Genomic DNA, 24,745 nt, shown 5'->3' with positions numbered 1-24,745 from the left:
ATCATCCAATTCTTTTTGCAACATAACCATTTCTTCTTCCTCCCTCCACTCGCACATGCTATCACCACCCTGAAATAATATACGGTAATAGCATGTCCATGATTACTTTTAATTATAAGTTCAACCACCACGCTTTTCAATCAGCATCTTAGAAATCACAATACTTCGTAAACATCCACTTGGCCATCCCGTGCATCTTTCCATTTGACCATCCAAGATTTTTTTCATAGAACTTTTGACGCTACCTTGGGATGGCAAAACAGCCATGTGGCCTCCGATATGCCGGCCACATGGAGCCAATGCTGTTTTCTTTGTACGGAGAGGCTCATTTCATCGGCGTGCAAAATCGGGAAAGCCAACAGCTTCTCTTGAATGAGTTCCCGCAGCACCTCGAGCCGGGCGGCCGATTCTTGAACGATATTGTATATAAGTTGAAATTTTGTTTTACATCCCGCTAATTACTCTCATATCAACTTGTACTTAGATGAAACCCGAAACGAAAAGCCGGAAATTCTTTATTGCAACTTATATAGATGCTTCCCTCACTGATGGGGGGCGTCCAACCATTCCTCGAACAACTGAACAAGCCGGGCAGAAAAAAGAAGAAGCTACACCGTATGGAGGTAGGCGACTAGCGCACGGATGCGCTGCCGTATTGGACATGGTGCGTGACGTCCGGTGAAAACTCCACCTGTTCGAGCCGTCCGCAGCAGGGGCATGATTTCACTTCCGCCTCGTGTTGAGCGACCTCGACTTTGATGACAGGGATATCAAACACTTGGTGTTTCACTGTCCGACGGGCAGGGATGGCTTCGAGCGAAGCCCCGTAGCCACGGCAAAAAGGGCAGACATCATTGGTTTGTATTGTGGTCTTTGGCTAGCTGAGCCCGAGGGCCCAACTAGCTCTGCAGGTATGACGGATCTCACCGTTTTACCAATTCCACCGCTGTTCCAAACCCTTGATCGGCTAAAATGGAGGAAATGCCATCACGTTCTGCTTTCGTTTTGTAGGAGATGCGGATGACCGCTTGGTTTGTATCATCTTCGCATGGCGTCGCGACCTCCACGTTAACGCCTTCGCCCACCTTTTCCAAGCGGGCGACAAGATCCCGGTGGTTGGCCAGCGCTTCTTCAACAGCTGACTTGCTCGGCAATTTTCCGCAAGAAGGGCGCGCAAACTCTTGTTTGCCCGGGAACGGGATGAACGAAAGGCCGACGCCAGCTCCGGCGATCAAGAATCCCCCGGCGAAAACGGCCACCAACAAGGCCGCCCACCACCATGTTCTTCTTTGTTTTGGCAATTTTATTCTCCCCTTCCCTTTGGAGCATCCGAAAAACGCGCTAGCGAGTGCTGGACATCAGCAGCGCGCATCATCTTGTCATCATGGGTGGCCACGATGACAGTCCTTCCTTGCCGCGCCAGCGATGCAAGCAGTTCAATGACATGTTTGCCGTTGGCGTCATCAAGGGAAGCAGTCGGTTCATCGGCCAAAATGACTTGCGCATCCTTATAGAGTGCGCGCGCAATCGCTAGGCGCCGCTTTTCGCCGCCGCTTAAGCGGGCGGCCAATTCTTGTTCCCTTCCGCCCAATCCTGTTTCCATGAGCACCGCTTTCAACCGCTTCTCATCGCCCACCACCTTGGAACGGAACAGGCTAGATGTCATCGTGACATTGAAAGCGACTGACTCTTCCTCCATAATCCCGTAATCTTGCAGGATAAACGCCGCATAGTTTTTCCAGAAAAGGCGGCGCTGCCGCGCTCCCCAAGTGGTTGTGTCAGCGCCGTTGGCCAGCACCCGCCCGCCGGTCGGCCGCAAAAGTAGTCCAAGCAAATGAAGAAGCGTCGTTTTACCGGCGCCGCTTGGGCCGACAAGCGCAGTCATCGCCCCCGGCACGCAGACTAAACTTTCTCGTTCCATAATCGTCCGCCCATTTAGTACCATTGTTACTTGATCCGCTTCGATCTGCACGCACTACATTCCTCCTTGCTTTTTTCTACAGCTGACGCAGGCTGACTTTCGCAAACACCCAGCTTGCCGCCCCTATATGTACAAGCGGCAACGCCAACAGCGCCATCGCCCCCGCTAGGGCGACCGCCATCCAGCCATCCGAGCCTTGAAGCGCCATAATCAAGACCGTCAATGCACCTCCCATAAGCCATTCCTTCGCTATTCGCCCTCTTAGGATCATCCACCAAGATGCTCCACCGAGACGGAGCGGAAAATCGCGCTTCGCTTTCAACACCGCAGCAATGAAGGCGCTGATGATGGCGGCAATAGCCAAGGCCACAATGAGCGCAGAAAGCGATCCGGCTCGCAGCCACGCAAAATAAGCGAAAAGCTGCGCGCGCAAAATTCCTTCTTCGGCCATGTAATTGACGCGGATGTTGTTCTGCAAGCCACGCTCGGACACGAGCTTTTGCGCCGCCTCTAACCCGGTGAAGCTAAGTTCAGACGATGAGGCGACAGAAATCAGGAAGTTGTCATTAAACATCGCGTGCACATTCGGTACAAGAAGGAGAAACACTTCATTGGGCTTCGCGAAATCAAGCTGCCCACCGAACCGGACAAAAGGAAGTGTTTGCGATCCAGCTAAGCGATATATCTTCACTTGGTTCCATATGTTCACCGCTTGTTGCGGATTTCGTACATACAATGAAAATGATGCTTCCAGCACCTTTTTGGCATCTGGTGGGATTTGCTCCGGCGAAAGCGGAACGAAAGACAGCCGTTTTTTCTCTCTCCCTAGCACAAGATCAAGCCACCGCTGATTGACCATGATGATGTAACGATAGGGAGCGATCCGGAATCCATCAACGGAGAAGTACTCTTCCGTCCACGCGAGAGATAGCGCCACCTGATCCGCCGCCTCTGCTTCCCGCACCATGTCGCCGACAAAAGGCTGAAGCTTCTGGAACATTTTCTCGCTTTCCGCTCCCCCCGCTTTTCCCGGACGGGACGGGAACACGAAGACGGCCTGATCGGCCAACGATTTCCACGTGGCCTGTTCCTGTGCCGTTTTTCTTGCTTCCGTATATGCGGCGAAGGCCGGCGCGACTGTGGCGAGAACGAGGGCGAACGTGGCGATTTTCAGAACCGCCGAACTTTTCGCCAAACTTTTGACGGCCGGCTCCCGCATCGCCAACATCGCAGGGCTTGGCCATGAGGCGGCCGAGAGAGCCAAGGTGCAGGTCATAGTCAGGAAGATGACGATCCATTCGGCCAAAAGCAACACCTTGGCATAATAAGGCACAAAGCCCCAACCATAAGCGAAACCCACGTAAACGAAGGCCAACACATCCAACAGCGCGGCAGCAGAAACCATCGCCATGAGAAAACGGACGAAGTCCTCGCATTGAATGCGCCACACCGGCCAACACGCGCAGCGCTCGCCCCCTTGCCTTGACCGCCAGCCAATACAAGGCCAGTGACACCATCAGTGCGGAAACGGCGAGCAGCGTCACGCCGAAATCGCTCTGCAGAGTGAGAAACTGAAAAATGGTGATGAGCGTTTCTTCGTTCCATTGCTGATCAACCCGGCGTGACGTCAGCCAATCTTTAAACTCGGCAATGCGATCCGTTTTTCCAGTCACCAAATAGTCGCCATTGGCGAACGAATGAACTAGCGCCCCGTTGTCGCGAATTTCAGCGTCAGGTTGATTGCCGAAACGCTGGATTTGCTTCGGAAAAGAGCCGTGCGCTCCCACTTTAACAAAAACTTGGCCTGACTGATCCCCTCGCAAATCCGGGGCCACCTTCATCAGACCCAGCCCTAATCGGTCGCTGATGGATCCAAGCTGTCGAAAGGCCTCCTCATCGGACAGGCCGGATTGGCTGAAATCCAATGTCACCTTGGCTTTCACTCCCAACTGTTCCGGAAAAAAGCGGTCGTGTATATCAGAAATGATGACCGCCACTAGGGCTAAAAGGGCAAACTGCACGGCTGAAACAGCGACAACAATTCTCTTATGCACGGACCTCATTCCTTCCTTGATCAATCATCCGCAACGAAAAGTGATACCCCGTCCCATCGGGAAGGGGTGGAAAGGTTTAAACAGATTGGCTATTTGCAACCGGCCGGTTTCACCTTCACTATACCAAAAGCATTTACAAAAAACATCCGTATTTTCCACAAATTTCATTGCAGAAAATACCTATTTTTTCAAAACGAGTTTACCTGAATCCGTGACAGCAGCTCATCAAAAAAACCGTAAAACATAATCATATCAAGGGTTTAGCCCAGTTTCGGATGTTCACTTATTGAGTGAAAAGCCAAAAGTGTGATATTTGTTGATTTATCAAGCTTTCTCAGCAGTTTGAACGCGTTTTTAACTTGATGGAGATTCGCCTCATACAGTCGATCCCAATGACGCGCGATGGCATCGTCGTTGAACCAAGACGGCTCCAGTCCTAGCCGAATCCGCTTCGGCCAATCGATGTCATGCGCCCATTGTTCCCCATGAACGAGCGCTTGCCGGCCGCTCAAGATATCCAAGGTGATTAGGCCGACAACGTCACCGGCTCGAGGTTGGCATTGCGGATTCACGGGAACGAGATGATCCATCAACTGAGGAAGGTTAAGATCTTTGAACAGAGTGCTTATTCTATTCAAATTAAGAACTTTCATAAATGGCCCGAATTCCAACGTCCATGACGGGCAAACTCCTTTGCGTTCCTTGTGTTTCAAGGTTTTATTCGACAGGAAGATAAAAAAATCCTCCCGATTTTCGTCGGAAGGGTGGGAAATGTGAGATCGATCTTATCGGTTTGCTTTTAAATAATATTGCACGAGTTGTTCCTCTTTTTCCCCTACAATGACAGTCGGAACAGGACAAGGCTTTTTGTTTTCATCAATCGCCACCATCGTGAGAAAACAAGTGGTTGTTAAATGATGTTCGCCAGTAAATAAATCTTCGGTTTCAACTTTTACAAATACTTTCATAGACGTACGACCGGTGGAATACACGAATGCTTCCAGCTTTAAGATGTCGCCAATTTTGGCAGAAGAAATAAAGTCAATCTTGTCAATGGAGGCGGTGACCACTGCTCTTCGGGCATGACGCATAGCGCAAATTGCCGCAATTTCGTCAATGTACGCCAGCACCGTTCCACCAAAAATGGTACCAAGATGATTCGTATCGGACGGGAGCACCAATCTAGTCTGAATCGTTTTCGACTGTTCAGCGCTTGCTATCATCCTGATCCCCTCCTTGAAGAGAGACGAAAAGACGGTTACGCATCTCCTTTGCCGCGGCAACCATCGCTTGCAAGCTGGCGATCGCTTCTTTCTCCGTACGGGTTTTTAATCCGCAATCAGGATTCACCCAAAATTGGTCAGGCCGCAGGACACGCAACGCTCTCTCAAGCTGAATGAGAATCTCATCTCTGCTCGGGATGCGAGGGCTATGAATGTCATACACCCCCAGTCCGATTTGCTTGCGATACGTATGGATTTCAAATAAAGATAACAGCTCTCCTCCGCTCCGCGCGGCTTCAATCGAAATGACATCGGGATCTAGATCATCAATGATGTCGATCATTTCCGAAAAATCTGAGTAGCACATGTGTGTATGAATTTGCGTTTCTAAACGAACAGCCGATGTCGCTAAACGAAAGGCATATACCGCTTCCTGCCAATAAGCCGGCTGTTTTTGTCTTTTGAGCGGCAACCCTTCTCTTAGTGCAGGTTCATCAACTTGAATGATGCGGATTCCCGCCTGTTCAAGCGCCAACACTTCTTGACGGACTGCCAAAGCGAGTTGATTCAGCACCGCGGAGCGAGGCAGATCCCGACGAACAAATGACCAATTGTACAAAGTGACAGGACCCGTCAACATCCCTTTCACCGGTTTTTCTGTTAGCGATTGAGCGTAAACACTCTCTTCAACAGTTATAGGACAAAGATGGACAACATCCCCAAATATGATTGGGGGACGGACGCAACGCGATCCGTATGACTGCACCCATCCGTTTGTCGTGCAGGCGATACCTCCTAATTTTTCACCAAAGAACTCTACCATATCTGTTCGTTCAAATTCACCATGAACAAGAACGTCAAGTTCGAGTTTTTCTTGAATTTCTATCCACTTTGCGATTTGTTTACGGATAAAGGTTTGATATTGCTTTTCGTCCCATTCTTGTTTTTTCCGCTTCAGCCGCGCTTGCCGCACTTCGCGGGTCTGTGGAAAACTCCCGATCGTCGTAGTAGGCAAAAGCGGCAATTTTAGATGTTGTTGCTGTGCTTGCCTTCGCTTTGCATAGGGAGGACGTTCCGTTTGCTCAATGGGGTGCATCGTTTTTTTTATAGACTGGCCTCGAAGTAGGCGAAGAGCTTCCCCGGTTTGTTCATCATAGTGACGCAAATCGGATAAAGAACGTTTCCCTTGGGCGTATTCAGCAAGCAGGCGCACTTCATCAAGCTTTTCATCCGCAAATGCCAATGAATCGACCAATCCTTTTGGTAAACGGTGTTCATGTTTGACTGTAATCGGTACATAAAGCAGGCTAGACGACGGTTGAATAATCAAGTGTTCCGTATGCTTCGATAGCTCTTCCAGTAGCGCTGCTTTTTGGACGAGTGTACTCTTCCAAACATTGCGACCGTCGATCATACCCGCAGCTAGCCATTTCCCTTTTGGAAACCCATATTTCTTCATGTTGTACAAATTTTCACCGTCATCATGAACGAAATCAAGACCGAACCCGGCAACAGGAAGAGAGACGATTTCTGGATAATTAGAAAGGCTTTCGAAATACGTTTGTAAAATCAGCTGGACACCAGGTACTTTTTGATGGAATGAATGATAAACGTATTCAACAGCGGCCACTATGTCTTCATCAATCTCTTGCACAAGAATAGGCTCATCAACTTGTACCCAGCGCACTCCTGCTCTATACAACTCATCAAGCAATTCGATATATACGGGGACGAGGAGCTGTAGGTGCTTATGCCAATGTACTCCTGTGCTTAACTTGGCCAAAATTAAAAACGTGACAGGTCCAAGCAAAACAGGTTTTGTTTCAATTGAAAGATTATCTTTGATAAATTGGTAATCACGTAAAAGAAAATTTTCCATAAGCCTTGGTTGTAGGCCATCAAGCTCTGGAACAATGTAGTGATAGTTGGTATTAAACCATTTTGTCATGGCCATAGCCGGCTGGCTGCTTGTTCCCCTCGCCATGGCAAAATAAGTATCCCATCGGCGCTCACTTTCTTGGCCAAATCGTTTTGGAATATACCCAAACATAAAAGCGGTATCCAGCACATGATCGTATAATGAAAAGTCCCCGATTGGTATCAGTTCGATTCCTTTTGCCATTTGTTTTTTAATGGATGATAGTTGAATGGTCTTCATCGTTTCCATTAGATTGGCTTCTTCCAATTGCCCATTCCAAAATGACTCCAATGCTTTTTTCCATTCTCGTTGTTCACCGATTCGAGGATAACCTAAATTAGAACTATGAATTGCCAATCGTAGCACCTCCATGTCATTTTCCTCAATACAAGTAAAATGCCCACCTTCTAGACAGACAGAAGGAGGGCATAACTAGCTTGTATTGAGGTACTTGAAGTGCCTCTTGTTCATTTTCCCCCACTCCTCCCTATGACGCGTAGGTCGAAAGTGTATACAACAGGCAGGTCTCCTGACTTAGCTTCATCGCGGTGGATCCCCTTCCCATTCCAAACAAGGAACAGTGGGTTATTGATCCTCGCTCTGCATCACAGTGGCGCGACCGTGTTGGATTTTCACCAAACTTCCCTTTTAAAGTTCACGCAGATTGGTGAACTACCTGTTGCTTGGTCTTATCAGATATGCTGTTTTTAGCGACATCCTCCCACCACCTGCACTGACGCTTAGAGGTGGGGCTTCTCAAGTCATCCTGATTAATAATATTATCATGGTTTATAAAATTCAGTATACTACAATTACTCAGATTTGGCAAGGGAAATGCACCATCTATTTTAGCCCGAGTTGAACTTTAGTAGCATCCTCTTACTTTTTTGGTGAAGAGCCCAAAAGTTTACAGCGGGTACAAAATCGGAACATGGGGAATTGTCTAGGAGGCTGGTGATTTACTCACGCAACCGCTTCTCGCAATCGTTTCTCAAATAGAAAAACCGGTTGCATCAGCTTCTATGTTCACGCGTTCCATCATCGATCAAGGCAAACAGCGTTTTTTCACCAGCCTTCTAGGAAGCTAAGGTGCGTGGCGAATACCTATCTTCATTTACATCAAACCATATGTAAAAATGAGACATGAACCGGACTCCTTGGTTGAAATAGCTGTGCTCAAAACTCATTCACCCAAGTAGGTTCATGTCTCCCCAAAAGTTCTTCGCTACAACAGCTTGGCCATTATGTTTCTTTCTAGCCGGAAACAAAATCTGCGAAGCTTTTTGTATGGTAAAGGCGGCCAAATGGTCAACCGTAGCCTATTTACAAAAAAGGCCTGTTAGACTCACCCAACAGGCCTTTTCGTTTTCAGCTTTTTGGTTCGGCATCTGACCTTTTGTTACAACATTGTCAAGAGACAATAATTCATGTCCATCCCACAACTTTCCCCTCACCGCCTCTCTTCCCTACAGCCGCAAGGGTTTTCGGGTTTTGAGGAACCAGTTGGAACAAAATACCACGAAAATAATAAGTGTCCGTTCAATTGGAATGATTTAGGGAATTAGGGGGAAGGGATGAGGGAAACGAAACGTTGGGAAATGTCCAAGGAAATATCTGGAGGGGATAGGGAGCAGGGGTAAGGAGAGAGGAAAAATGGATGGGTATATTGGGATAAAACCTGATCCCTCAACCCTTTCCGCCCTATACCCTGTCCCCCTATCAACAGAAAAGCCCAGCATGGATCCAGGCAAAACCCTAACCACGCTCGGCTTCTTGGACATTTTTTATTGTCCCTGGACAGTTTTTATTTTCTCAGGACGGGATTTATTAGCTGTCTACATATTAGGGTGCGAGTTAAAGAGTGACAGTTTGTAATTTTTAATGGTTCCTTTTCACATTCAAAGCCTCTAATTTTTTAATCATTGCGTCGTTGAGAGGCGGGCATGAAATACATAATAAATCTTTTGCTCTACTTAAAGCCACATATAAAATTCGCGTATCCTCTTGCTCAGAATTAATGTCAGGACTGACGAGCAAATTCACATCTTTAACTTCAGGGAGATATAAAAGAACAGATTCAAATTCTGCTCCTTTTGCTTTATGAATTGTCCTTATCTCGGTTGTTTTCTCTTCGGACAATATAAGGTTATCCACCAAGTTCCTGATAGTTATCGATTCGGAAAATTGCTTTATTTTTCCCCTAGAAATTTTCTTTATTGCAATTCCTTTCTCTATAAAAAAATCAGAAAGGGAGTTATAGAATTCGAATAAAGATTGATCAAGTGAAGTTTTCAAATCGTTTGCCAAGAATTCAAGTAAATCTACGGCCAGACTCCTTTTCATAATGGGACTTATAATTTGATTTTCTTGAAATGGATCCTTTAATTCTCCATGCCGATCAGTTTTTATTGATCTTTCTAGTTCCTTAATTGCTACTTCATACCGAGTATCTAATGTAAGCTTATATGCAGTCAAAATGGACTTGATAAAACGTTCTCTATTTGAAGAATCTGCCTCACTGAAGCTTGTCCATACTTCGCTATTTTCTGTGTTACGTAGTAATTTAACGGTGTCGTTATTTCGGGTGAGTATACAATAATCTTTTTCAAGCCCTAAACTGATCCTCAAATTGTTGAAGTTTGCTATAGCTTGATATGGACCATCTGTACATTCAATAAAATATATATCATGATTCCTATTTTCTCTCGTCGGCTTTTGCGTTAGTTGGTCTCCTTTTCTAATATGATTTAGAAAATCAACAATCTTACTGCCACATCTCCTATTGTTCTCAATCATGTAAATAATCTGATTAGGGAGAGTGAAATCAATAAAATCTTGACGGGATGCCCCTTGAAATTCATAAATCGACTGAGCTGGATCTCCTACGACGCCAATCACTGAGCCTGAATTCCCAAGCCATTTAATTATTTCTGTTTGAATTGGATTGGTATCTTGAAATTCATCTAAGAAAATATAGGGGTATTTTGCACTTAAATGCTCCAATATAATTGAAAACTCTTTCAAAATTCTATAAGAGAAATACAAGACATCCTCATGATGAATGACCCCTTCATCCCAAAATAATTGCTTATATAAAGGAAGGTCCTCTATTCTAATATAATATTTCCCGATCCGATAGTTTTTTCTTGGTTTTAGATATAGTTGCCCGTCTACGAGCTTCCAATCCAATTGTTCTAAATATTCTTTTAGCTTTTTATTATCCTGAAGATAATGAGCTCTTGTTTTTACCTTCCATTGATATATTTTCCCGTTTGTTGCTATATTTTCATAATGGCCATCTAACTCCTCAACATTAACCAATCTCTTTCCATGATTATCATTTAATAAATACACATACGGCTTTACAACGTTCGCATACAGAAAACTGTGAATCGTCGATACCTCAACCCTTTCCTGATTCATTCCCAAACGACTTTGGACTTCTTCTGCACCAACAGTTGTGTATGTTATACAAGCAATTTTTGAAGTATATGTAAGATTCTCCGCATTTTGAAGAACATTTTTGATATGCTCTACAAGCCAATGCGTTTTTCCTGCCCCAGGCCCAGCTATCACTTTAAAATGACGACTAAGATCTGATAATGGTATTCGTTGATCAGAAGAAATCAGTCTAATATTGTCCATCCTGCCCTACCCCTTGATTATCCTTGTAACACACCCACTCAAGGGCCTTTCGAATATGGTCAGGTACTATCAATCTTTCATCTTTGTTCTCTTGTATTCTGCTAGCCAATTCAAAAGCAAGTTCACCTTTTCTCCCTTTTGCGTACAAAAGGAAGCTCGAAGCATGCTTAGCCCTCTCTTTATCCTCATTTTCCCAATTACTTGCCTTAAGTTCGTCAACTTCAACAATTTCTACTTCATCAGTAAAAAGTAGCTTACTGCTGTAGATGAGCAAATTTGCTAACATAAATTGACAACTAAACAAAAAAGGAGACATGAACCCAACTCCTTGAGTAAAATAGATGTGCTCAAACCCATTCACACAAGGAGGTTCATGTCTCATGAATAGATTAGCACATCATCAAGGAATCCACAAGTTTTTCATGACGTTGGGATTGGCGCTTTATTTCTCGAAGCCGGTCATCAAGCATCTCGTTTACCTTGTCGACGCCTTGACTACCAAGGGATTTTCGGGGACATTGACGGATGTCCGGTACTGGAGTTTTCATCCCAACCATCGAACCACGCTCAGCCATTTTTTCACGAAAAGCCCTTGGAACGAGGAAAAACTGCTTGAGAAGCTTCAAGAATGGATTCTTCGCCAGATCGAACGCCTAGCCAAACGGGAGAATCAACCCCTTTTTGTTTCGATTGATGATACGATTTGCCAAAAAACGAAGCCTTCGTCACGGGCTGCCCGCGCCATTCAAGGGTGTGATTGGCACTACTCGCACAAAGATCATCAATCCGTTTGGGGGCATTCGCTTGTTTGGCTGATGGTGCATACTTTCTCGCAAGCGTTTCCGTTCGCCTTTCGTCTGTATGACAAGACGGCGGGAAGAAGCAAAATCGACCTGGCGATCGAGATGCTTTCCTCGCTCAAGGGGAAGCGGGCTCAGCCGGTGTATGTGCTCATGGATTCCTGGTATCCGTCCCAAGCGCTCATCGAAGCCTGCCTGAAACAAGGATTCCATGTCATCGCCATGCTCAAGACGAACCGGATTCTCTATCCGAAAGGTATCGCCATCCAAGCGAAGAAGTTCGCCCGCTATATCGAGCCCAACGACACCCACCTCGTCACGGTGGGGAAGGAGCGTTACCGCGTGTATCGCTACGAGGGAGCGATCCATGGCCTCGATGACGCGGTGGTGCTGCTGGCTTGGAAGGCGGATGAACCGATGACGCCAGATCATCTCCATGTCGTCTTGAGCACCGACCGGGAGCTAGGCGATGAAGAGATCTTGCGTTATTATGCCCAGCGCTGGACGATCGAATGCTTTTTCCGGCAGGCCAAAGACCAGCTGAAGCTCGATGGGTACCGTGTTCGTCACATTCGGGCGGTGAAACGGTATTGGGCCGTGGTGCTGTTCGCCTGCGTATACAGCATCGCCGAATCTCAGCAAGACCTCTCTTCCGGCCTGGAGCTTCTTCGGTCTCGGAAAGGGCACAGCGTCGTCGAGTTCATCTACGATGCCGCGAAGCAAAATATTCCCATTGATGTGATCAAAAAACAGCTCCATGTCGCCTAAGGGGTCCCCTGTTTGTCTCTTAGGGCATGGAAATTATTGTAATGAAAAATGCTCATCTACAGTTACTGTTATAATTGTCCCAAGCCAAATCGTATTCAAATGTTTTTCCATGTTCCTTTTTGTAGAATATCTCTACATTCAAACAGTTATTTTTTTGTTCTAATAATTTCTTTACAGCCCCTGATATTTCACGATACTCGTAGTTTTCAGGATCTTGATTTATCTCAAACGGCCAACACTCTTTCCATCTTTTCTTTCCAGAACTACTATCGTTTCTCTTCTCTAATTTAGCTGGATCAGAATCAATAATACAGGCTACTCTTTTTTGTAAAGCATATTTTTGTCTTTCCGAAGTAACTCCAGCTCCATATAATTTAATGAAGTGCTTAAAAGTTAATGAATCAACACGGACAAGGGAGACATGATGCTTATCCAAATCGCAACCAATCAATTCCGCCAGTACAGGAAGAAGTAACAATTCAGCCATTCCCTCAACCAAAATTACGGACTTTGCAAATAACATAGCCGATTTTGTAGCATCAAGATATCGCTCCACATACTTTTTTGATTCCTGATCCTCGTTGCTTTCTAAAAATACTTTATCAGGATACTTAGCAAAGATTTTTCCGCTTTCATCTTTTTCCAGACAAATAATTGGTTTTAAACCAACTGCAGAGGTTATATGCGTTGAATGGGTAGTTATAAAAATTTGTCTGCTAAAGGTTTGATTTTTCACTTCTTCTTTGAGAAATTTTAGAAAATTATATTGAAGAGCTGGATGTAAGTGTGCTTCAGGTTCCTCAATAAGAAGTATCGGAAAAGTTTTGGCGTTTTCCCCGTATTCTTCGGAAGTAATCATTTTAAATTTTGATAAGATCAGAGATATGTATATAAGGTTGTTATAACCCATGCCATTGTTTATGATAGGTATCTCTATTCCAGTCCGATCCTTGATTATTAATCGAAGAACGGATAGCACATCATTTTCATCTAAATTCCCATCCAAAGCAGGTGTACCTCCAACAGACGCACCTGTGTCTTCTGCAAACTTTAGCACTTCCTTTTGGTTTACTCTTTCAATTAGATTCTTCACTAACAAGTCTGCATACTGGTCAAATATTTGAGCCTTAGTCAGTCCATTGTCCGCAGGTTCTGCCGCTACCACCTTATCTTTAAAATGCATTAATAATTGCTTTAAAAGCGTGTTTCTTCCAGTAAACATATTGCTTTCCACATCTCGAAGTGCATCTAACGATTCACAATGTATTTTGTCTAAATACTCTGATTCTGCACGAATTTTATTTATAATATTTCCACCGTATATCTTTGAGACATATCTCTTCAAGTTTTTTTCTAGCAATGCCCAACGTTCTTTAGTGGAAGAGGTTTTTGCATAATCATCATGGTACGGTTTATGGTCTTGCTCAGGTAGAAAAAATTTATACGTGAGCTGGGCTTCCCATGGGGTATCCAATTTTGTAAGCCAACTTGCAACAATCGCTTTATCATCTGTTGTGTCTGTTTTTGAAGAGCGTAATGTCACAGTAATTGTTATCTCTGGCGGAACAGCCAAATCCACATTTTTATTGAAATCATCAATTGTAGGAGATTTTACACCCGTACGCCTAAAAATATATTCTAATGCCTTAATAATTGTCGTTTTTCCAGCATTATTACTTCCTATCAAAACATTTAAACCCTCATTAAATTCGATGAAAAAATCATCAAAACATCTAAAGTTCTGAATCCGCATGCTTGATATGTACATTTTATGATTTCCTCCCCGAACTTCTCCCTTTATTATTTGGTTGCCGTCCTAGTCCCCATTCATTTATGTTTCCACACTTCACTTACCATCGATAAAATTATGTATAATCTCAGTAAACCAAAGCCAATCGTGCAAGTCTCTAAACGACTTTATTGGTCTAAAACGTTGATAAATCGGGTAAGTAGCAAAAAATTTATCATAGAGACTGTCCAAGTTCATGTTATTCCCCCATTATAAAGCTTTTTTACATATGTAGTTTTACATATCTAAAAAGCATTGTCAATTGTTAATGGATTTGTCTAACAAAAGGCTCAATAATGATGCCTTGCTTCCCCACTTAATATCCCTGTTGTAAAATGTGTTTATATACCCCCTGGTGCTAAATATCCCGGAAAACCGAAATGGTTAGGTCGTTTAATTAATAAAACTTTATCTTCGTTTTGAATCATACACATCGTATAAATTCTATGTTCTACACTTTTCCAATCAACTGACATGATGTAGATTCTCCTTTCTAATTTATTTAAAATCTGAACGTTTTTAATAATCATATACTGTTTTCTTATTGAAACAACTCACCCGTTAGTCGCCTATGCCCCATTCATGTCACCACATTTTAAAAAAATTATGTTCTCCAGTGTGATTTGAAGAAGATCGATATCTCACAATAATTGTACCATAATATTACAAATATTTTTAAAATATCCTGCTTTTTTAGTGATTCTATCTGATCGAAAATAAAAAAGTGCTGGCATAAACCTATGCCAACACCTTTTCCCAGTTACCATTATTATTTTCTAGTTACCAACTTTATTTTTCAGTATGCGACTTTATTTTCCGCAGATACCAATAACAGTTATATTTGCAAAGCAAATAAACACTGTAATAGAAAAAACAAAAGCCTGCTGGATTCACCAACAGGCTTTCAGTTCCCGACTTTTTTGTTCGGTACCTAACTTTTTTGTCCGGTTCCCGACTTTTTTGTCAAGTACCCGACTTTTTTGTCATTCAACACAACAGCCTTTTCCCAACGAACCGCTCACTCCACCGTCACGCTCTTCGCCAAGTTGCGCGGTTTGTCGACGTCGCAGCCGCGATGCAGGGCGGCATAGTACGCGATCAGCTGCAGCGGCACGACGGAAACAAGCGGCGTAAGGTCCGGATGGACGGCCGGGATGACGAAGCGGTCGCCGTCGCCTTCCAAGCCACGCATCGAGATGACGCATGGGTTCGCGCCGCGGGCGACGACTTCTTTTACGTTGCCGCGAATGCTTAAGTTGACGTGATCTTGGGTGGCGAGGGCAATCACCGGCGTACCGTCCTCAATCAAGGCGATCGTGCCGTGTTTCAGCTCGCCGCCGGCGAACCCTTCCGCTTGGATGTAAGAGATCTCCTTCAGTTTCAGCGCGCCTTCTAGGCAGACATAGTAGTCAACGGCGCGGCCGATAAAGAAGCAGTTGCGCGTCAACGTCAAGTAGTCGCGTGCGATGTTCTCCATTTCTTCTTTCGCATCGCACAGCATTTCCATCACATTGGCGACGATGGCGAGCTCTTTCGTCAGGTCAAAATCCAATTCGAGGCCTTTCGCTTTCGCCGCAGTCGCCGCTAAAATCGCCAGCACCGCGATTTGCGCCGTGTAGGCTTTCGTCGAAGCGACGGCAATTTCCGGGCCAGCGTGCAACAAGAGCGTATAGTCCGCTTCCCGCGACAGCGTCGAGCCTGGGACGTTGGTGATTGTAATGGCTTTATGGCCAAGTTTGTTCGTTTGCACGAGCACGGCGCGGCTGTCGGCCGTTTCCCCGCTTTGCGAAATAAAGAGGAAGAGCGGCTTTTCCGACAGAAGCGGCATATTGTACGAAAATTCGCTGGCAATATGCACTTCGACTGGAATTTTCGCCCACGACTCGATCAATTGCTTGCCGACAAGACCTGCGTGGTAGCTCGTTCCGCACGCGACAATGTACAGGCGGTCGGCGTTCAGCACTTCGTTGATGATCGCTTGGTCAATCGTCAATCCGCCGTTTTCGTCTTGGTACTTTTGAATGATGCGGCGGATGACGAACGGCTGCTCATCAATTTCTTTCAACATGTAATGCGGATACGTCCCTTTTTCAATGTCGCTCGCATCGAGCTCAGCCGTAAATGACTTCCGTTCGACTGTTTCACCGTTTAGCGTTTGAATCGTGACGTTCTCGCTCGTGACGATCACCATTTCGCCGTCCATCAGTTCAACGAATTGGTTCGTCACTTGAAGCATGGCCATCGCATCGCTCGCCACGACGTTAAACCCGTCACCGAGACCGGCAAGAAGTGGGCTTTTGTTTTTCGCCGCATACAACGTTTCCTCGTTTTCCGCGTCAATCATGGCGATGGCGTACGACCCTTTTAACAGCGAGAGCGTTTGGCGAAACGCTTCTTCCGTTGTCAACCCGTCACGGACGAATTGTTCCACGAGCTGGACGATCACTTCCGTATCCGTGTCGCTGCGGAACTCGACATCAGCCAAGTAGTCGCGCTTCAGCATCTCGTAGTTTTCGATGACACCGTTATGCACGAGCGTAAAACGGCCGGAGGCGCTTTGATGCGGATGGGCGTTCACCCGGCTTGGCGCCCCGTGCGTCGCCCAACGGGTATGGCCGATGCCGATCGTCGCTTTGACGTTCGGGTCGACGATGCGGCGCAAATCGGCGATCCGTCCTTTTTCTTTAAACACATGAACCCCGTTCTCATTTAATACGGCGATCCCTGCCGAATCGTAGCCGCGGTACTCGAGTTTTTCCAATCCGCGCAACAAAATCTCTTTCACATCTTGGTAACCGATATAACCAACAATGCCGCACATGGCAATCTTTCCTCCTTTAACATCGGAGGCTGCCGCTAACGAGATCCTTCCATGTTCAGTTGTCAAAGAACAACGGGGTCTCGCCGTCGCTGCGGCAGACTCCCCTTTCTAGTTGCGCGATGACATCCTCCCCTTTGTGCAAAGGGTCACCCCTTTGTTTTAAGAGAGGACTTGCGGCTGTCATCGCTCCAGCCGGGAGGCATCCGCCGAAAACTCGATAAACCTCCTCCTCGTCAACTAAGCGCGCTTCCGTTCCCGCGCTTAGTCCAGGCGCTTTTTTCGTCGTCAAAACGAAGCAACAACCAACGATATTTGCGTTGTCTTTGTCCTACAAACCGCTGCGACAAGCCGTCGTTTCACGATCTCCGCTCCGCTATCGCCTCCTTTCAGGTAAAAGGCAACAACGTTAATATTACAGCACATTCCCAGCGGCGTCAACTATCATCTATACATCCGTTTATATAAAATAACCTATGCATAAACGAAAGCGAACGTTCCGTTTATGCATAGGATGGTTCAAACAATCGGTTATTCGGCCCCCATTTCACGGCGGACAACATCGGCGATCCGCTCCACATAGGCGCGGCACGCCTCTTCGGTTGGAGCCTCAGCCATAATGCGCACGAGGGGTTCCGTCCCTGACGGACGAACGAGGACGCGGCCATTGCCGTTCATCTCTGCCTCCACTTCCTGAATCACTTTTTGCACTTGTTCGTTTTCCATTGCCTTTTCTTTATCCTTTACCCGTACGTTCACAAGCAGCTGCGGGTATTTTTTCATTTCCGCGGCCAATTCAGAAAGCGGCTTGCCTTTGACTTTCATGATGTTGACAAGCTGGAGCGCCGTCAACATGCCATCTCCCGTCGTGTTGTAGTCGAGGAAAATGATATGACCGGACTGCTCGCCGCCGAGATTATATCCATTTTTGCGCATGGCTTCGACGACATAGCGGTCGCCGACCGCCGTTTGCACGCTTTGGATGCCCTGCGCCTCGAGCGCTTTGTAAAATCCAAGATTGCTCATGACCGTTGAAACGACGGTTTGTTGCTTGAGACGACCGGTTTCTTTTAAATATTTGGCGCAAATGTACATGATGTGGTCGCCATCCACAATGTTGCCATGCTCGTCCACGGCGATCAGGCGGTCGCCGTCGCCGTCAAACGCAAGACCGACATCAGCCCCTTTTTCTTTCACAAACGCCGCCAGCGCCTGCGGATGGGTGGAACCGACTCCTTCGTTAATGTTGAGGCCGTTGGGCGAAGCGCCCATCGTGATGACATCAGCGTCCAAATCGGCAAACAAGTAAGTGGCCAGCGATGACGTCGCCCCGTGCGCGCAGTCGAGAGCTATTTTCATCCCGGAAAAGTCTTCTTCGTCAATCGTCTGTTTGAGATATTGCAAATATTTTTGCCCGCCTTCAAAGTAATCATTCACTTGGCCTAACGCCGCGCCAATCGGCCGCGGCAACATATCTTCCGGGCTGTCGATCAGCGCTTCAATCTCCGCCTCCTGCTCGTCCGACAGTTTAAACCCATCCGGCCCGAAAAATTTAATGCCGTTGTCTTGGACGGGGTTGTGGGAAGCAGAAATCATGATGCCGGCTTGCGCGCCGAGCGCTTTCGTCAAATAGGCGACGCCTGGCGTAGAGATCACGCCAAGCCGCATCACTTCCGCTCCGATCGAGAGCAGCCCGGCGACGAGCGCGCCTTCCAGCATATGCCCGGAAATGCGCGTGTCACGCCCGATCAACACTTTCGGACGCTCTGCACTTTTCGTCAGCACGTATCCGCCGCAACGGCCAATCCGAAACGCCAGCTCCGGCGTCAACTCACGATTTGCGACTCCACGTACACCATCAGTGCCAAAATATTTGCCCATTCGTTCACTCTCTCCTTACTATACAATTTATTGGACAGCTGCCTTTTCGCTAATGTCGATCATCGCTGTTTCCGTCGATGGCTGCCATTGGATTTGCTTCGGATTGTCCCAGCGAATGGGAACTTGATGCTGACCGGTGCCGAGCCCACTGGCATCCACATACAGTCGGACATCGTCTTTCGTCAACCCTTGAACGATATCGGGCGGCCCCATCAGCCGCACGGTCAGCTTGCCTCCAACCGGTTGGACAAACGTCGCTTCATAGGAGTCCGGCAAGCCGACGACCTCAATGGGGACGTCCTTCCATGTTTGTGTGACATCTTTCTCTACGTCGATGCGCACCTTGATTTTGTTTGGCTTGACGCTTTTGACCCCATCGGGGACTGGAACGTCCACTTCCACTGTCTTATCATCTGTCACATCATCCAAATCGACGGTCAATCCTTCCAACCGATCGATCCGATTTAGCACGTCTTTCGGACCGTAAACGGTCACTCGGTTCGGCTCCGGCGTGATGCCGACGAGATGAACGCCATCCGGAAGCTCACCTGTCGTTTGCACATCAACCGGCACCGCTTTGCTTGGGCTCTCCACCGGCACAGTGACTTGAACAGATGACGGCTTCGGTTCCAGATCCAATTCATTTCCGCTCCGATCGTACACGCGAACGCGGGCTTCCCGCGTCACCGTTTCCGTCGCTCCCTCCAAGTCAACAATGGCTTTCACAAACGAGATGCTGTCAATCAACTCTTTCGCCCCGGTAATGGTCACCACGTTCGGTTCAACGGTCGGTTCCCCGACGGAGTAGCCATCCGGCATTTTATTTCGATTAAAAAATTCAACACCAATGGAAAACTGTTTGGACACTTTTTCGCGAATCGTTACTTTTACTGAAGCCGGTTGTATATTCACCTTCAGTTTCTCAGAAACATCTTTGTATTTGATCGGAACCGTGTAAGTGCCTAAGGGCAAGTTCGTCAAATCGACATACACTTCGAAATTTCGTTGCAGAGCTGTCGGTTTGACAATGCTAGCCGGACCTTGAAGCGTGACATTGACATACTTCGGCACGCCGGAAACGATCAAGTTTTCTTCGTCATAGTAAGCAACAACCGGAACATCTGTCAACGTTTCCGTATCTTCTTGCCCAAACGTGTTGCGTGTTTCGCCAGTTTTCGCCCCGACATTGGCCGACATATACAACATGATCGCTAGCAATAAGGAAACAAGGCGAATAAACCACGGATGATCCATTAAGTTATCCATGTTTCTTTCCCCTCCATTGCCAACGGGAAGAAGCGGGCGCCTTCGCCACCGGGACGAGCTCGCCTGTCAGCAGCTCCCGAAACTCATCCATCGTTAAATCGCGATATAGTTCGCCGTTTTTGGTCAACGATACCGCCCCCGTCTCTTCTGAGACAACGACCGTGACGCTGTCCGTCACTTCGCTGATGCCGAGCGCCGCCCGATGGCGTGTTCCGAGCTCTTTGGAAATAAACGGGCTTTCCGATAGCGGCAAATAACAGGCCGCGGCCGCAATCTGGTTTTTCTGAATGATCACCGCCCCGTCATGCAGCGGCGTGTTCGGAATGAAAATATTGATAAGCAGCTCCGAAGACACGTGCGCGTTTAGGGCTATGCCCGTTTCCACATAATCGCTCATTCCCGTTTCCCTCTCGATCGAAATGAGCGCGCCAATGCGCCGTTTTGCCATATACTCCGTTGCCTTTACGATGGCTTCCACCATTCGAAGCCGTTCTTCATCCTCATTGACCGTATTACGTGTAAACAGCCGCCCGCGGCCAAGCTGCTCCAACGCGCGCCGCAATTCCGGCTGAAAAATGATGATGATGGCAAGGAACCCCCAAATGATCGCTTGGTCCATCAGCCATTGCAGCGTGGTCAACCCGAGATAATTGCTCACAAAGCGAACCAAAATAATCAAAAAAATGCCTTTTAACAGCTGAATGGCCTTTGTCCCGCGAATCATCATCAGCAGTTTGTAAATAACGTACCATACAACGAGAATATCGACCACTTTCAGCAAATAGGACACGATGGGGAGCTCTTGGAAGGACATCTTCACACTTCCTTTATCTCTAATTCCGCTCCGCTCACGGCCATGGAAAAAGCCATCGGACGATGGCTGCCATCATTCGAGCGATTGGAGCGCGTGATTGACTTTCTCTTTAATATTATACCAAATCCATTCAAACACTTGATTAATTTCCTCGATTTCCCCGGTCACTTGCCCCGCTGACGCCATATATTTTTTTCCGTGAATCACGGTGACGTTCCCATCAACCGTTCCTTCAATGCGAATTGAACCGTTGCGGACGACAATGTCCCCTTTCACCGTTTCCCCTTTTGGCACAATGACCGTATGATCGCGAATGATAACGTGTTCATCCGCCGAAACGGAAAACGCTCCGTTCTCTCCCCACGAAGAGGCAAAGCTGCCAACCGTAAGCAGCACAAACAGCGAAGCGGCGGTCAGCAACGGATGCCCATGCATCCAGCGGCGCAGCCGGGCGCTTTTTTTCTCTTTCGGCATCATTTTCATTACCTTCGTCGTAAAAGCCGGGGGCGCTGTTAGATGAGCGGCATATTGCAAAAAAGCAACGGTTTTTTTCAACTCATGAAAATAGGCAGCGCAGGCAGCGCATGAGCGCAGATGTTCCTTCAGGCGCTGCTCTTCCTCCGGACGAAGATCGCCGTCTAGATAGTGATGCATAAGCGATATCATTTCGTTTGGACATTTCATTCTTTCCCACCCTCTTATAAATGGCCCAATTGTTTGCGCAATGCTTCACGGCCGCGATGGAGCCGCGTTTTCACCGTGCCGACCGGCAGCCCTAAAATATCGCTGATCTCTTGCAGCGACAAATCTTCGATATACTTTAACACGATTACGCTGCGATATTTTTCCGGCAACCGCTCAATGGCCCGCTGAACCGTTTCTTGCAGTTCTAGACTTTCCACCGCTTCTTCAGGAGAGGCTTCACGGGAAGGAAGCTGCGCTTGCATCGTCAGTCCATCCGTTCCATTCACTTCCTCATCCAAGTAAACATCCGGTTTCCGCTTTCGCAACCGATCAATCGTCAAGTTGGTCGCAATGCGATACAGCCATGTCGAGAATTTCATATCAGGGTTATAGGTGTTAATATGAACATAGGCGCGAATGAATGCCTCCTGGGCCGCATCCTCCGCCTCGTGTTGATTGCCAAGCATTCGATAACAAAGTCGGTAAATTTTGTCTTTATACAAATCAACAAGGTCGGCGTAGGCATTTTGGTCGCCTTTTTGAACCGCCCTAATCCTTTTTTTAATAAACAAATCCATAAAATACAATACCCCCGCCTCGCAGCTCACCGTATACTACGGCGCTCCACTGCAAAAAGTTTCAGGCAACACGTTTATTGTACCATAGAATAAAAAAAGAGGGGCAGCCAAATCAAAGCCACCCCTCAAACCAACGAACGCCAACCGAAAAAGGACATTATTGCATCAACCATATGGCGGCCCACTTGCGCGCCGCGGCCGCATCACCATCCGCTATCGGCAGGGAGGAGATGGCGGCATCCGCGTTCCGGCAACCGGTTGACGTTGGTGCTCAATCAAATCAACTTTTCCCCAAACAGCGAACCCATTAAAGCGACAGCTACGGAAGCGGTTTTATTCCGTTCGTCCAAAATCGGGTTCACTTCTACAAATTCAGCAGACGTAATCAGTTGAGCCTCCGCTAACATCTCCATCGCCAAATGGCTCTCTCGGTACGTCAATCCCCCGATAACCGGTGTCCCTACTCCCGGTGCGTCGCTCGGATCAAGCCCATCTAAGTCAAGCGATAAATGAACCCCATCGGTCCGCTCTTTTAAATAGGCGATGGTTTCCTCCATCACCTTTGTCATGCCAAGCCGATCAACTTCATGCATCGTATAAATTTTGATTCCTTGCTCCCGAATAAACTTCTTCTCCCCCTCATCTAGAGAGCGCACACCGATCAACACAACATGCTCCGGTCTGACTTTCGGAGTATATCCCCCGATTTGTGTTAACGAAGGATGCCCAAATCCAAGGCTCGCCGCCAACGGCATGCCGTGAATATTTCCAGACGGCGATGTCTCTTCTGTGTTGACGTCGCCGTGCGCATCATACCAAATGACGCCAAGGCGTTCATAATGTTTCGCCACCCCGGCCAGCGTGCCGATGGCAATGCTGTGATCGCCACCCAGCACCAACGGGAAACGCCCGCGTTGAACGACTTGATCAACCGCCGCAGCGAGCTTTTCGTTCGCCTCCGCAACCGCTTTCAAATTGCGCAAGCGTGGATGCCCCTGTTCATGAATCCGATCCGCTTTTCCAATCGGAATGTCTCCTAAATCTTCGATGTCATCGTGAAGGCGTTCAAGACGCTCGACGACACCAGCATAACGCATCGCGCTCGGTCCCATATCGACACCGCGGCGCGTTTGTCCTAAATCCATCGGAACACCGATAATCGAGATTGGTTTCATGCTGTCTCCTCTCCTTTCCGTTTCCCATTGCCCTTTTATTGTAGAGGAAAGAAGGGAGATGACTCAACTTGACAACCTTTCGAATATTTATACTGATTTGCCGCCTAACGTGCCTAAACCCGTCATCTTTTCGTGCCCAAAGCACGGCCTCATCTCCATGCTGTTGAACCTTTTCAGCGCGTTCCTCGATGGTTTCTTCGACAAAAAAGCGGGCTCGCTCTTTAGTGAAACAAAGAAAAAGCAACCCGTTTTCTAAAAAAGGGTTGCTTTTGATGGAGCCTATCGGGATCGAACCGATGACCTCCTGCGTGCAAAGCAGGCGCTCTCCCAGCTGAGCTAAGGCCCCGCCCAAGCGGAAGACGGGACTCGAACCCGCGACCCCCACCTTGGCAAGGTGGTGTTCTACCACTGAACTACTTCCGCACATGGTGAGCCATGGAGGACTCGAACCTCCGACCCTCTGATTAAAAGTCAGATGCTCTACCTACTGAGCTAATGGCTCATGGTGATCATAACACTCTAAGTACTGATGAGCTCTACCTGCCTCTTCCTCTACGAGCTGTTTCAAGGAAGCTTGGTGCGTCGAGGCAACTCGCAGTCAACTCGAAGATGCATCGCTCGTTACTGAGCTAATGGCTCATCGTTAGGATACACTCAAATATTTGACGATGTCCCTTCCTCTGCTAGCTGATCCAAGGATGCCGAGTGCGTCGGGACAACTCGCAGCGATTTCGAAGATGTAGCGCTCGTTACTGAGCTAATGGCTCATGGTGATCATAACACTCTAAGTACTGATGAGCTCTACCTGCCTCTTCCTCTACGAGCTGTTTCAAGGAAGCTTGGTGCGTCGAGGCAACTCGCAGTCAACTCGAAGATGCATCGCTCGTTACTGAGCTAATGGCTCATCGTTAGGATACACTCAAATATTTGACGATGTCCCTTCCTCTGCTAGCTGATCCAAGGATGCCGAGTGCGTCGGGACAACTCGCAGCGAACTCAAAGAGGCGTCGCTCGTTACTGAGCGAATGGCTCATCGTTAGGGTACACTCAAATATTTGACGATGTCCCTTCCTCTGCCTGCTGATTCGAAGATGCCGAGTGCATTGGGACAGCTCGAAGTAAGTTTCATGTTTTATGTGCAAAAAAATATGGCTGGGCTAGCTGGATTCGAACCAGCGCATCACGGAGTCAAAGTCCGTTGCCTTACCGCTTGGCTATAGCCCAACGCTATAAAGTGAAAACGCCTTATCCGTTTATTATTATGGCCTGTTCCGTGCTAATTATACCTTCTCAATCAACCGTCTTTGGGGACGGTTGATTGAGGAATGAAAGTGACCCGTACGGGATTCGAACCCGTGTTACCGCCGTGAAAGGGCGGTGTCTTAACCACTTGACCAACGGGCCTAGAAAT

Annotated in this window: 19 protein-coding genes, 5 tRNA genes, 2 pseudogenes and 1 riboswitch; of the genes and pseudogenes, 2 read left to right on the top strand and 24 right to left on the bottom strand. The window is 47.3% G+C overall.

Annotation, left to right across the window (positions count from 1 at the left end; translation table 11 throughout):
- Window positions 1-224: 224 nt before the first annotated feature.
- The 10 genes and pseudogenes from ACTVIM_RS01000 to ACTVIM_RS00955 all read right to left on the bottom strand — a co-directional run bounded on the left by ACTVIM_RS01000 (window position 225) and on the right by ACTVIM_RS00955 (window position 11,077).
- On the bottom strand, window positions 225-419 hold the full coding sequence (locus ACTVIM_RS01000) for a hypothetical protein (RefSeq protein ID WP_445614280.1): 195 nt from the start codon (window positions 417-419) through the stop codon (window positions 225-227).
- Between the two features lie 504 nt (window positions 420-923).
- The gene (locus tag ACTVIM_RS00995; protein WP_033018001.1) at window positions 924-1,301 is read right to left on the bottom strand and encodes a hypothetical protein; all 378 of its coding nucleotides are present in this window, start codon (window positions 1,299-1,301) and stop codon (window positions 924-926) included.
- 2 nt (window positions 1,302-1,303) lie between these two features.
- A complete protein-coding gene (locus tag ACTVIM_RS00990) occupies window positions 1,304-1,972 on the bottom strand; it encodes an ABC transporter ATP-binding protein (protein WP_033018003.1) in 669 nt (222 codons plus the stop codon).
- Window positions 1,973-1,997: 25 nt separating this feature from the next.
- Window positions 1,998-2,858, bottom strand: a complete 861-nt coding sequence (locus ACTVIM_RS00985) for a hypothetical protein (protein ID WP_445613361.1) — start codon at window positions 2,856-2,858, stop codon at window positions 1,998-2,000.
- Window positions 2,815-3,999, bottom strand: coding sequence for a hypothetical protein (locus tag ACTVIM_RS00980; RefSeq protein ID WP_445613360.1), 1,185 nt, complete (start codon window positions 3,997-3,999; stop codon window positions 2,815-2,817). Before ACTVIM_RS00980 ends, ACTVIM_RS00985 begins: the two co-directional genes overlap by 44 nt.
- A 328-nt stretch (window positions 4,000-4,327) precedes the next feature.
- Window positions 4,328-4,653, bottom strand: a pseudogene (locus tag ACTVIM_RS00975) (DUF4277 domain-containing protein); the annotation flags it as partial.
- 107 nt (window positions 4,654-4,760) lie between these two features.
- The gene (locus tag ACTVIM_RS00970) at window positions 4,761-5,198 is read right to left on the bottom strand and encodes an acyl-CoA thioesterase (RefSeq protein ID WP_033842661.1); all 438 of its coding nucleotides are present in this window, start codon (window positions 5,196-5,198) and stop codon (window positions 4,761-4,763) included.
- On the bottom strand, window positions 5,182-7,488 hold the full coding sequence (metE, locus tag ACTVIM_RS00965; RefSeq protein WP_445613359.1) for a 5-methyltetrahydropteroyltriglutamate--homocysteine S-methyltransferase: 2,307 nt from the start codon (window positions 7,486-7,488) through the stop codon (window positions 5,182-5,184). Before metE ends, ACTVIM_RS00970 begins: the two co-directional genes overlap by 17 nt.
- 130 nt (window positions 7,489-7,618) lie before the next feature.
- Window positions 7,619-7,811: riboswitch (cobalamin riboswitch) on the bottom strand.
- Window positions 7,812-8,994: 1,183 nt separating this feature from the next.
- Window positions 8,995-10,761 (bottom strand): ATP-dependent helicase, encoded by a 1,767-nt coding sequence (locus tag ACTVIM_RS00960; protein WP_324699528.1) that lies wholly within the window; start codon window positions 10,759-10,761, stop codon window positions 8,995-8,997.
- Entirely contained in the window at window positions 10,748-11,077 is a 330-nt protein-coding gene (locus tag ACTVIM_RS00955) for a hypothetical protein (protein WP_445613358.1), read from the bottom strand. Before ACTVIM_RS00955 ends, ACTVIM_RS00960 begins: the two co-directional genes overlap by 14 nt.
- A gap of 64 nt (window positions 11,078-11,141) precedes the next feature.
- On the opposite strand from ACTVIM_RS00955, the gene ACTVIM_RS00950 reads away from it, so the two are divergent.
- Entirely contained in the window at window positions 11,142-12,329 is a 1,188-nt protein-coding gene (locus ACTVIM_RS00950; protein WP_445612345.1) for an IS701 family transposase, read from the top strand.
- 52 nt (window positions 12,330-12,381) lie between these two features.
- Here the strand turns inward: ACTVIM_RS00950 and ACTVIM_RS00945 are convergent, their stop codons facing one another.
- The 9 genes and pseudogenes from ACTVIM_RS00945 to rocF all read right to left on the bottom strand — a co-directional run bounded on the left by ACTVIM_RS00945 (window position 12,382) and on the right by rocF (window position 23,334).
- On the bottom strand, window positions 12,382-14,097 hold the full coding sequence (locus ACTVIM_RS00945; RefSeq protein WP_445613357.1) for an ATP-dependent nuclease: 1,716 nt from the start codon (window positions 14,095-14,097) through the stop codon (window positions 12,382-12,384).
- 368 nt (window positions 14,098-14,465) lie between these two features.
- Window positions 14,466-14,594: pseudogene (locus tag ACTVIM_RS00940) on the bottom strand (DNA mismatch repair protein MutT); the annotation flags it as partial.
- Between the two features lie 542 nt (window positions 14,595-15,136).
- A complete protein-coding gene (gene glmS, locus ACTVIM_RS00935) occupies window positions 15,137-16,939 on the bottom strand; it encodes a glutamine--fructose-6-phosphate transaminase (isomerizing) (RefSeq protein WP_445613356.1) in 1,803 nt (600 codons plus the stop codon).
- Between the two features lie 528 nt (window positions 16,940-17,467).
- On the bottom strand, window positions 17,468-18,817 hold the full coding sequence (glmM, locus tag ACTVIM_RS00930; RefSeq protein WP_033023348.1) for a phosphoglucosamine mutase: 1,350 nt from the start codon (window positions 18,815-18,817) through the stop codon (window positions 17,468-17,470).
- A 27-nt stretch (window positions 18,818-18,844) separates the two neighbouring features.
- Window positions 18,845-20,083 carry a CdaR family protein gene (locus ACTVIM_RS00925; RefSeq protein WP_445613355.1) on the bottom strand — a complete coding sequence of 413 codons (1,239 nt, stop codon included), beginning with the start codon at window positions 20,081-20,083 and terminating at the stop codon, window positions 18,845-18,847.
- Window positions 20,076-20,897, bottom strand: a complete 822-nt coding sequence (cdaA, locus tag ACTVIM_RS00920; RefSeq protein ID WP_033023352.1) for a diadenylate cyclase CdaA — start codon at window positions 20,895-20,897, stop codon at window positions 20,076-20,078. The genes ACTVIM_RS00925 and cdaA overlap by 8 nt, the downstream gene beginning before the upstream one ends.
- A gap of 72 nt (window positions 20,898-20,969) precedes the next feature.
- Window positions 20,970-21,581: an anti-sigma-W factor RsiW gene (rsiW, locus tag ACTVIM_RS00915; protein WP_445613354.1), complete on the bottom strand. Its 612-nt coding sequence runs from the start codon at window positions 21,579-21,581 to the stop codon at window positions 20,970-20,972.
- A gap of 14 nt (window positions 21,582-21,595) precedes the next feature.
- Window positions 21,596-22,159 (bottom strand): RNA polymerase sigma factor SigW, encoded by a 564-nt coding sequence (gene sigW / locus ACTVIM_RS00910; RefSeq protein ID WP_033023355.1) that lies wholly within the window; start codon window positions 22,157-22,159, stop codon window positions 21,596-21,598.
- Between the two features lie 275 nt (window positions 22,160-22,434).
- Window positions 22,435-23,334: an arginase gene (rocF, locus tag ACTVIM_RS00905; protein WP_033023359.1), complete on the bottom strand. Its 900-nt coding sequence runs from the start codon at window positions 23,332-23,334 to the stop codon at window positions 22,435-22,437.
- Between the two features lie 58 nt (window positions 23,335-23,392).
- Between rocF and ACTVIM_RS00900 the strand changes: the two genes are divergently transcribed.
- The gene (locus tag ACTVIM_RS00900) at window positions 23,393-23,590 is read left to right on the top strand and encodes a hypothetical protein (RefSeq protein WP_445613353.1); all 198 of its coding nucleotides are present in this window, start codon (window positions 23,393-23,395) and stop codon (window positions 23,588-23,590) included.
- Between the two features lie 17 nt (window positions 23,591-23,607).
- Here the strand turns inward: ACTVIM_RS00900 and ACTVIM_RS00895 are convergent.
- The 5 genes from ACTVIM_RS00895 to ACTVIM_RS00875 all read right to left on the bottom strand — a co-directional run bounded on the left by ACTVIM_RS00895 (window position 23,608) and on the right by ACTVIM_RS00875 (window position 24,738).
- Window positions 23,608-23,680, bottom strand: a tRNA-Ala gene (locus ACTVIM_RS00895).
- A 5-nt stretch (window positions 23,681-23,685) separates the two neighbouring features.
- Window positions 23,686-23,757 (bottom strand) — tRNA-Gly (locus tag ACTVIM_RS00890).
- A gap of 3 nt (window positions 23,758-23,760) precedes the next feature.
- Window positions 23,761-23,836: transfer RNA gene (locus tag ACTVIM_RS00885), tRNA-Lys, on the bottom strand.
- Between the two features lie 647 nt (window positions 23,837-24,483).
- Window positions 24,484-24,558, bottom strand: a tRNA-Gln gene (locus tag ACTVIM_RS00880).
- A 108-nt stretch (window positions 24,559-24,666) separates the two neighbouring features.
- A tRNA-Glu gene (locus tag ACTVIM_RS00875) sits at window positions 24,667-24,738 on the bottom strand.
- Window positions 24,739-24,745 lie beyond the last annotated feature (7 nt).

The sequence above is a fragment of the Geobacillus sp. YF-1 genome, from assembly GCF_052692335.1.
This window is presented reverse-complemented; position numbering and strand designations above follow the sequence as displayed.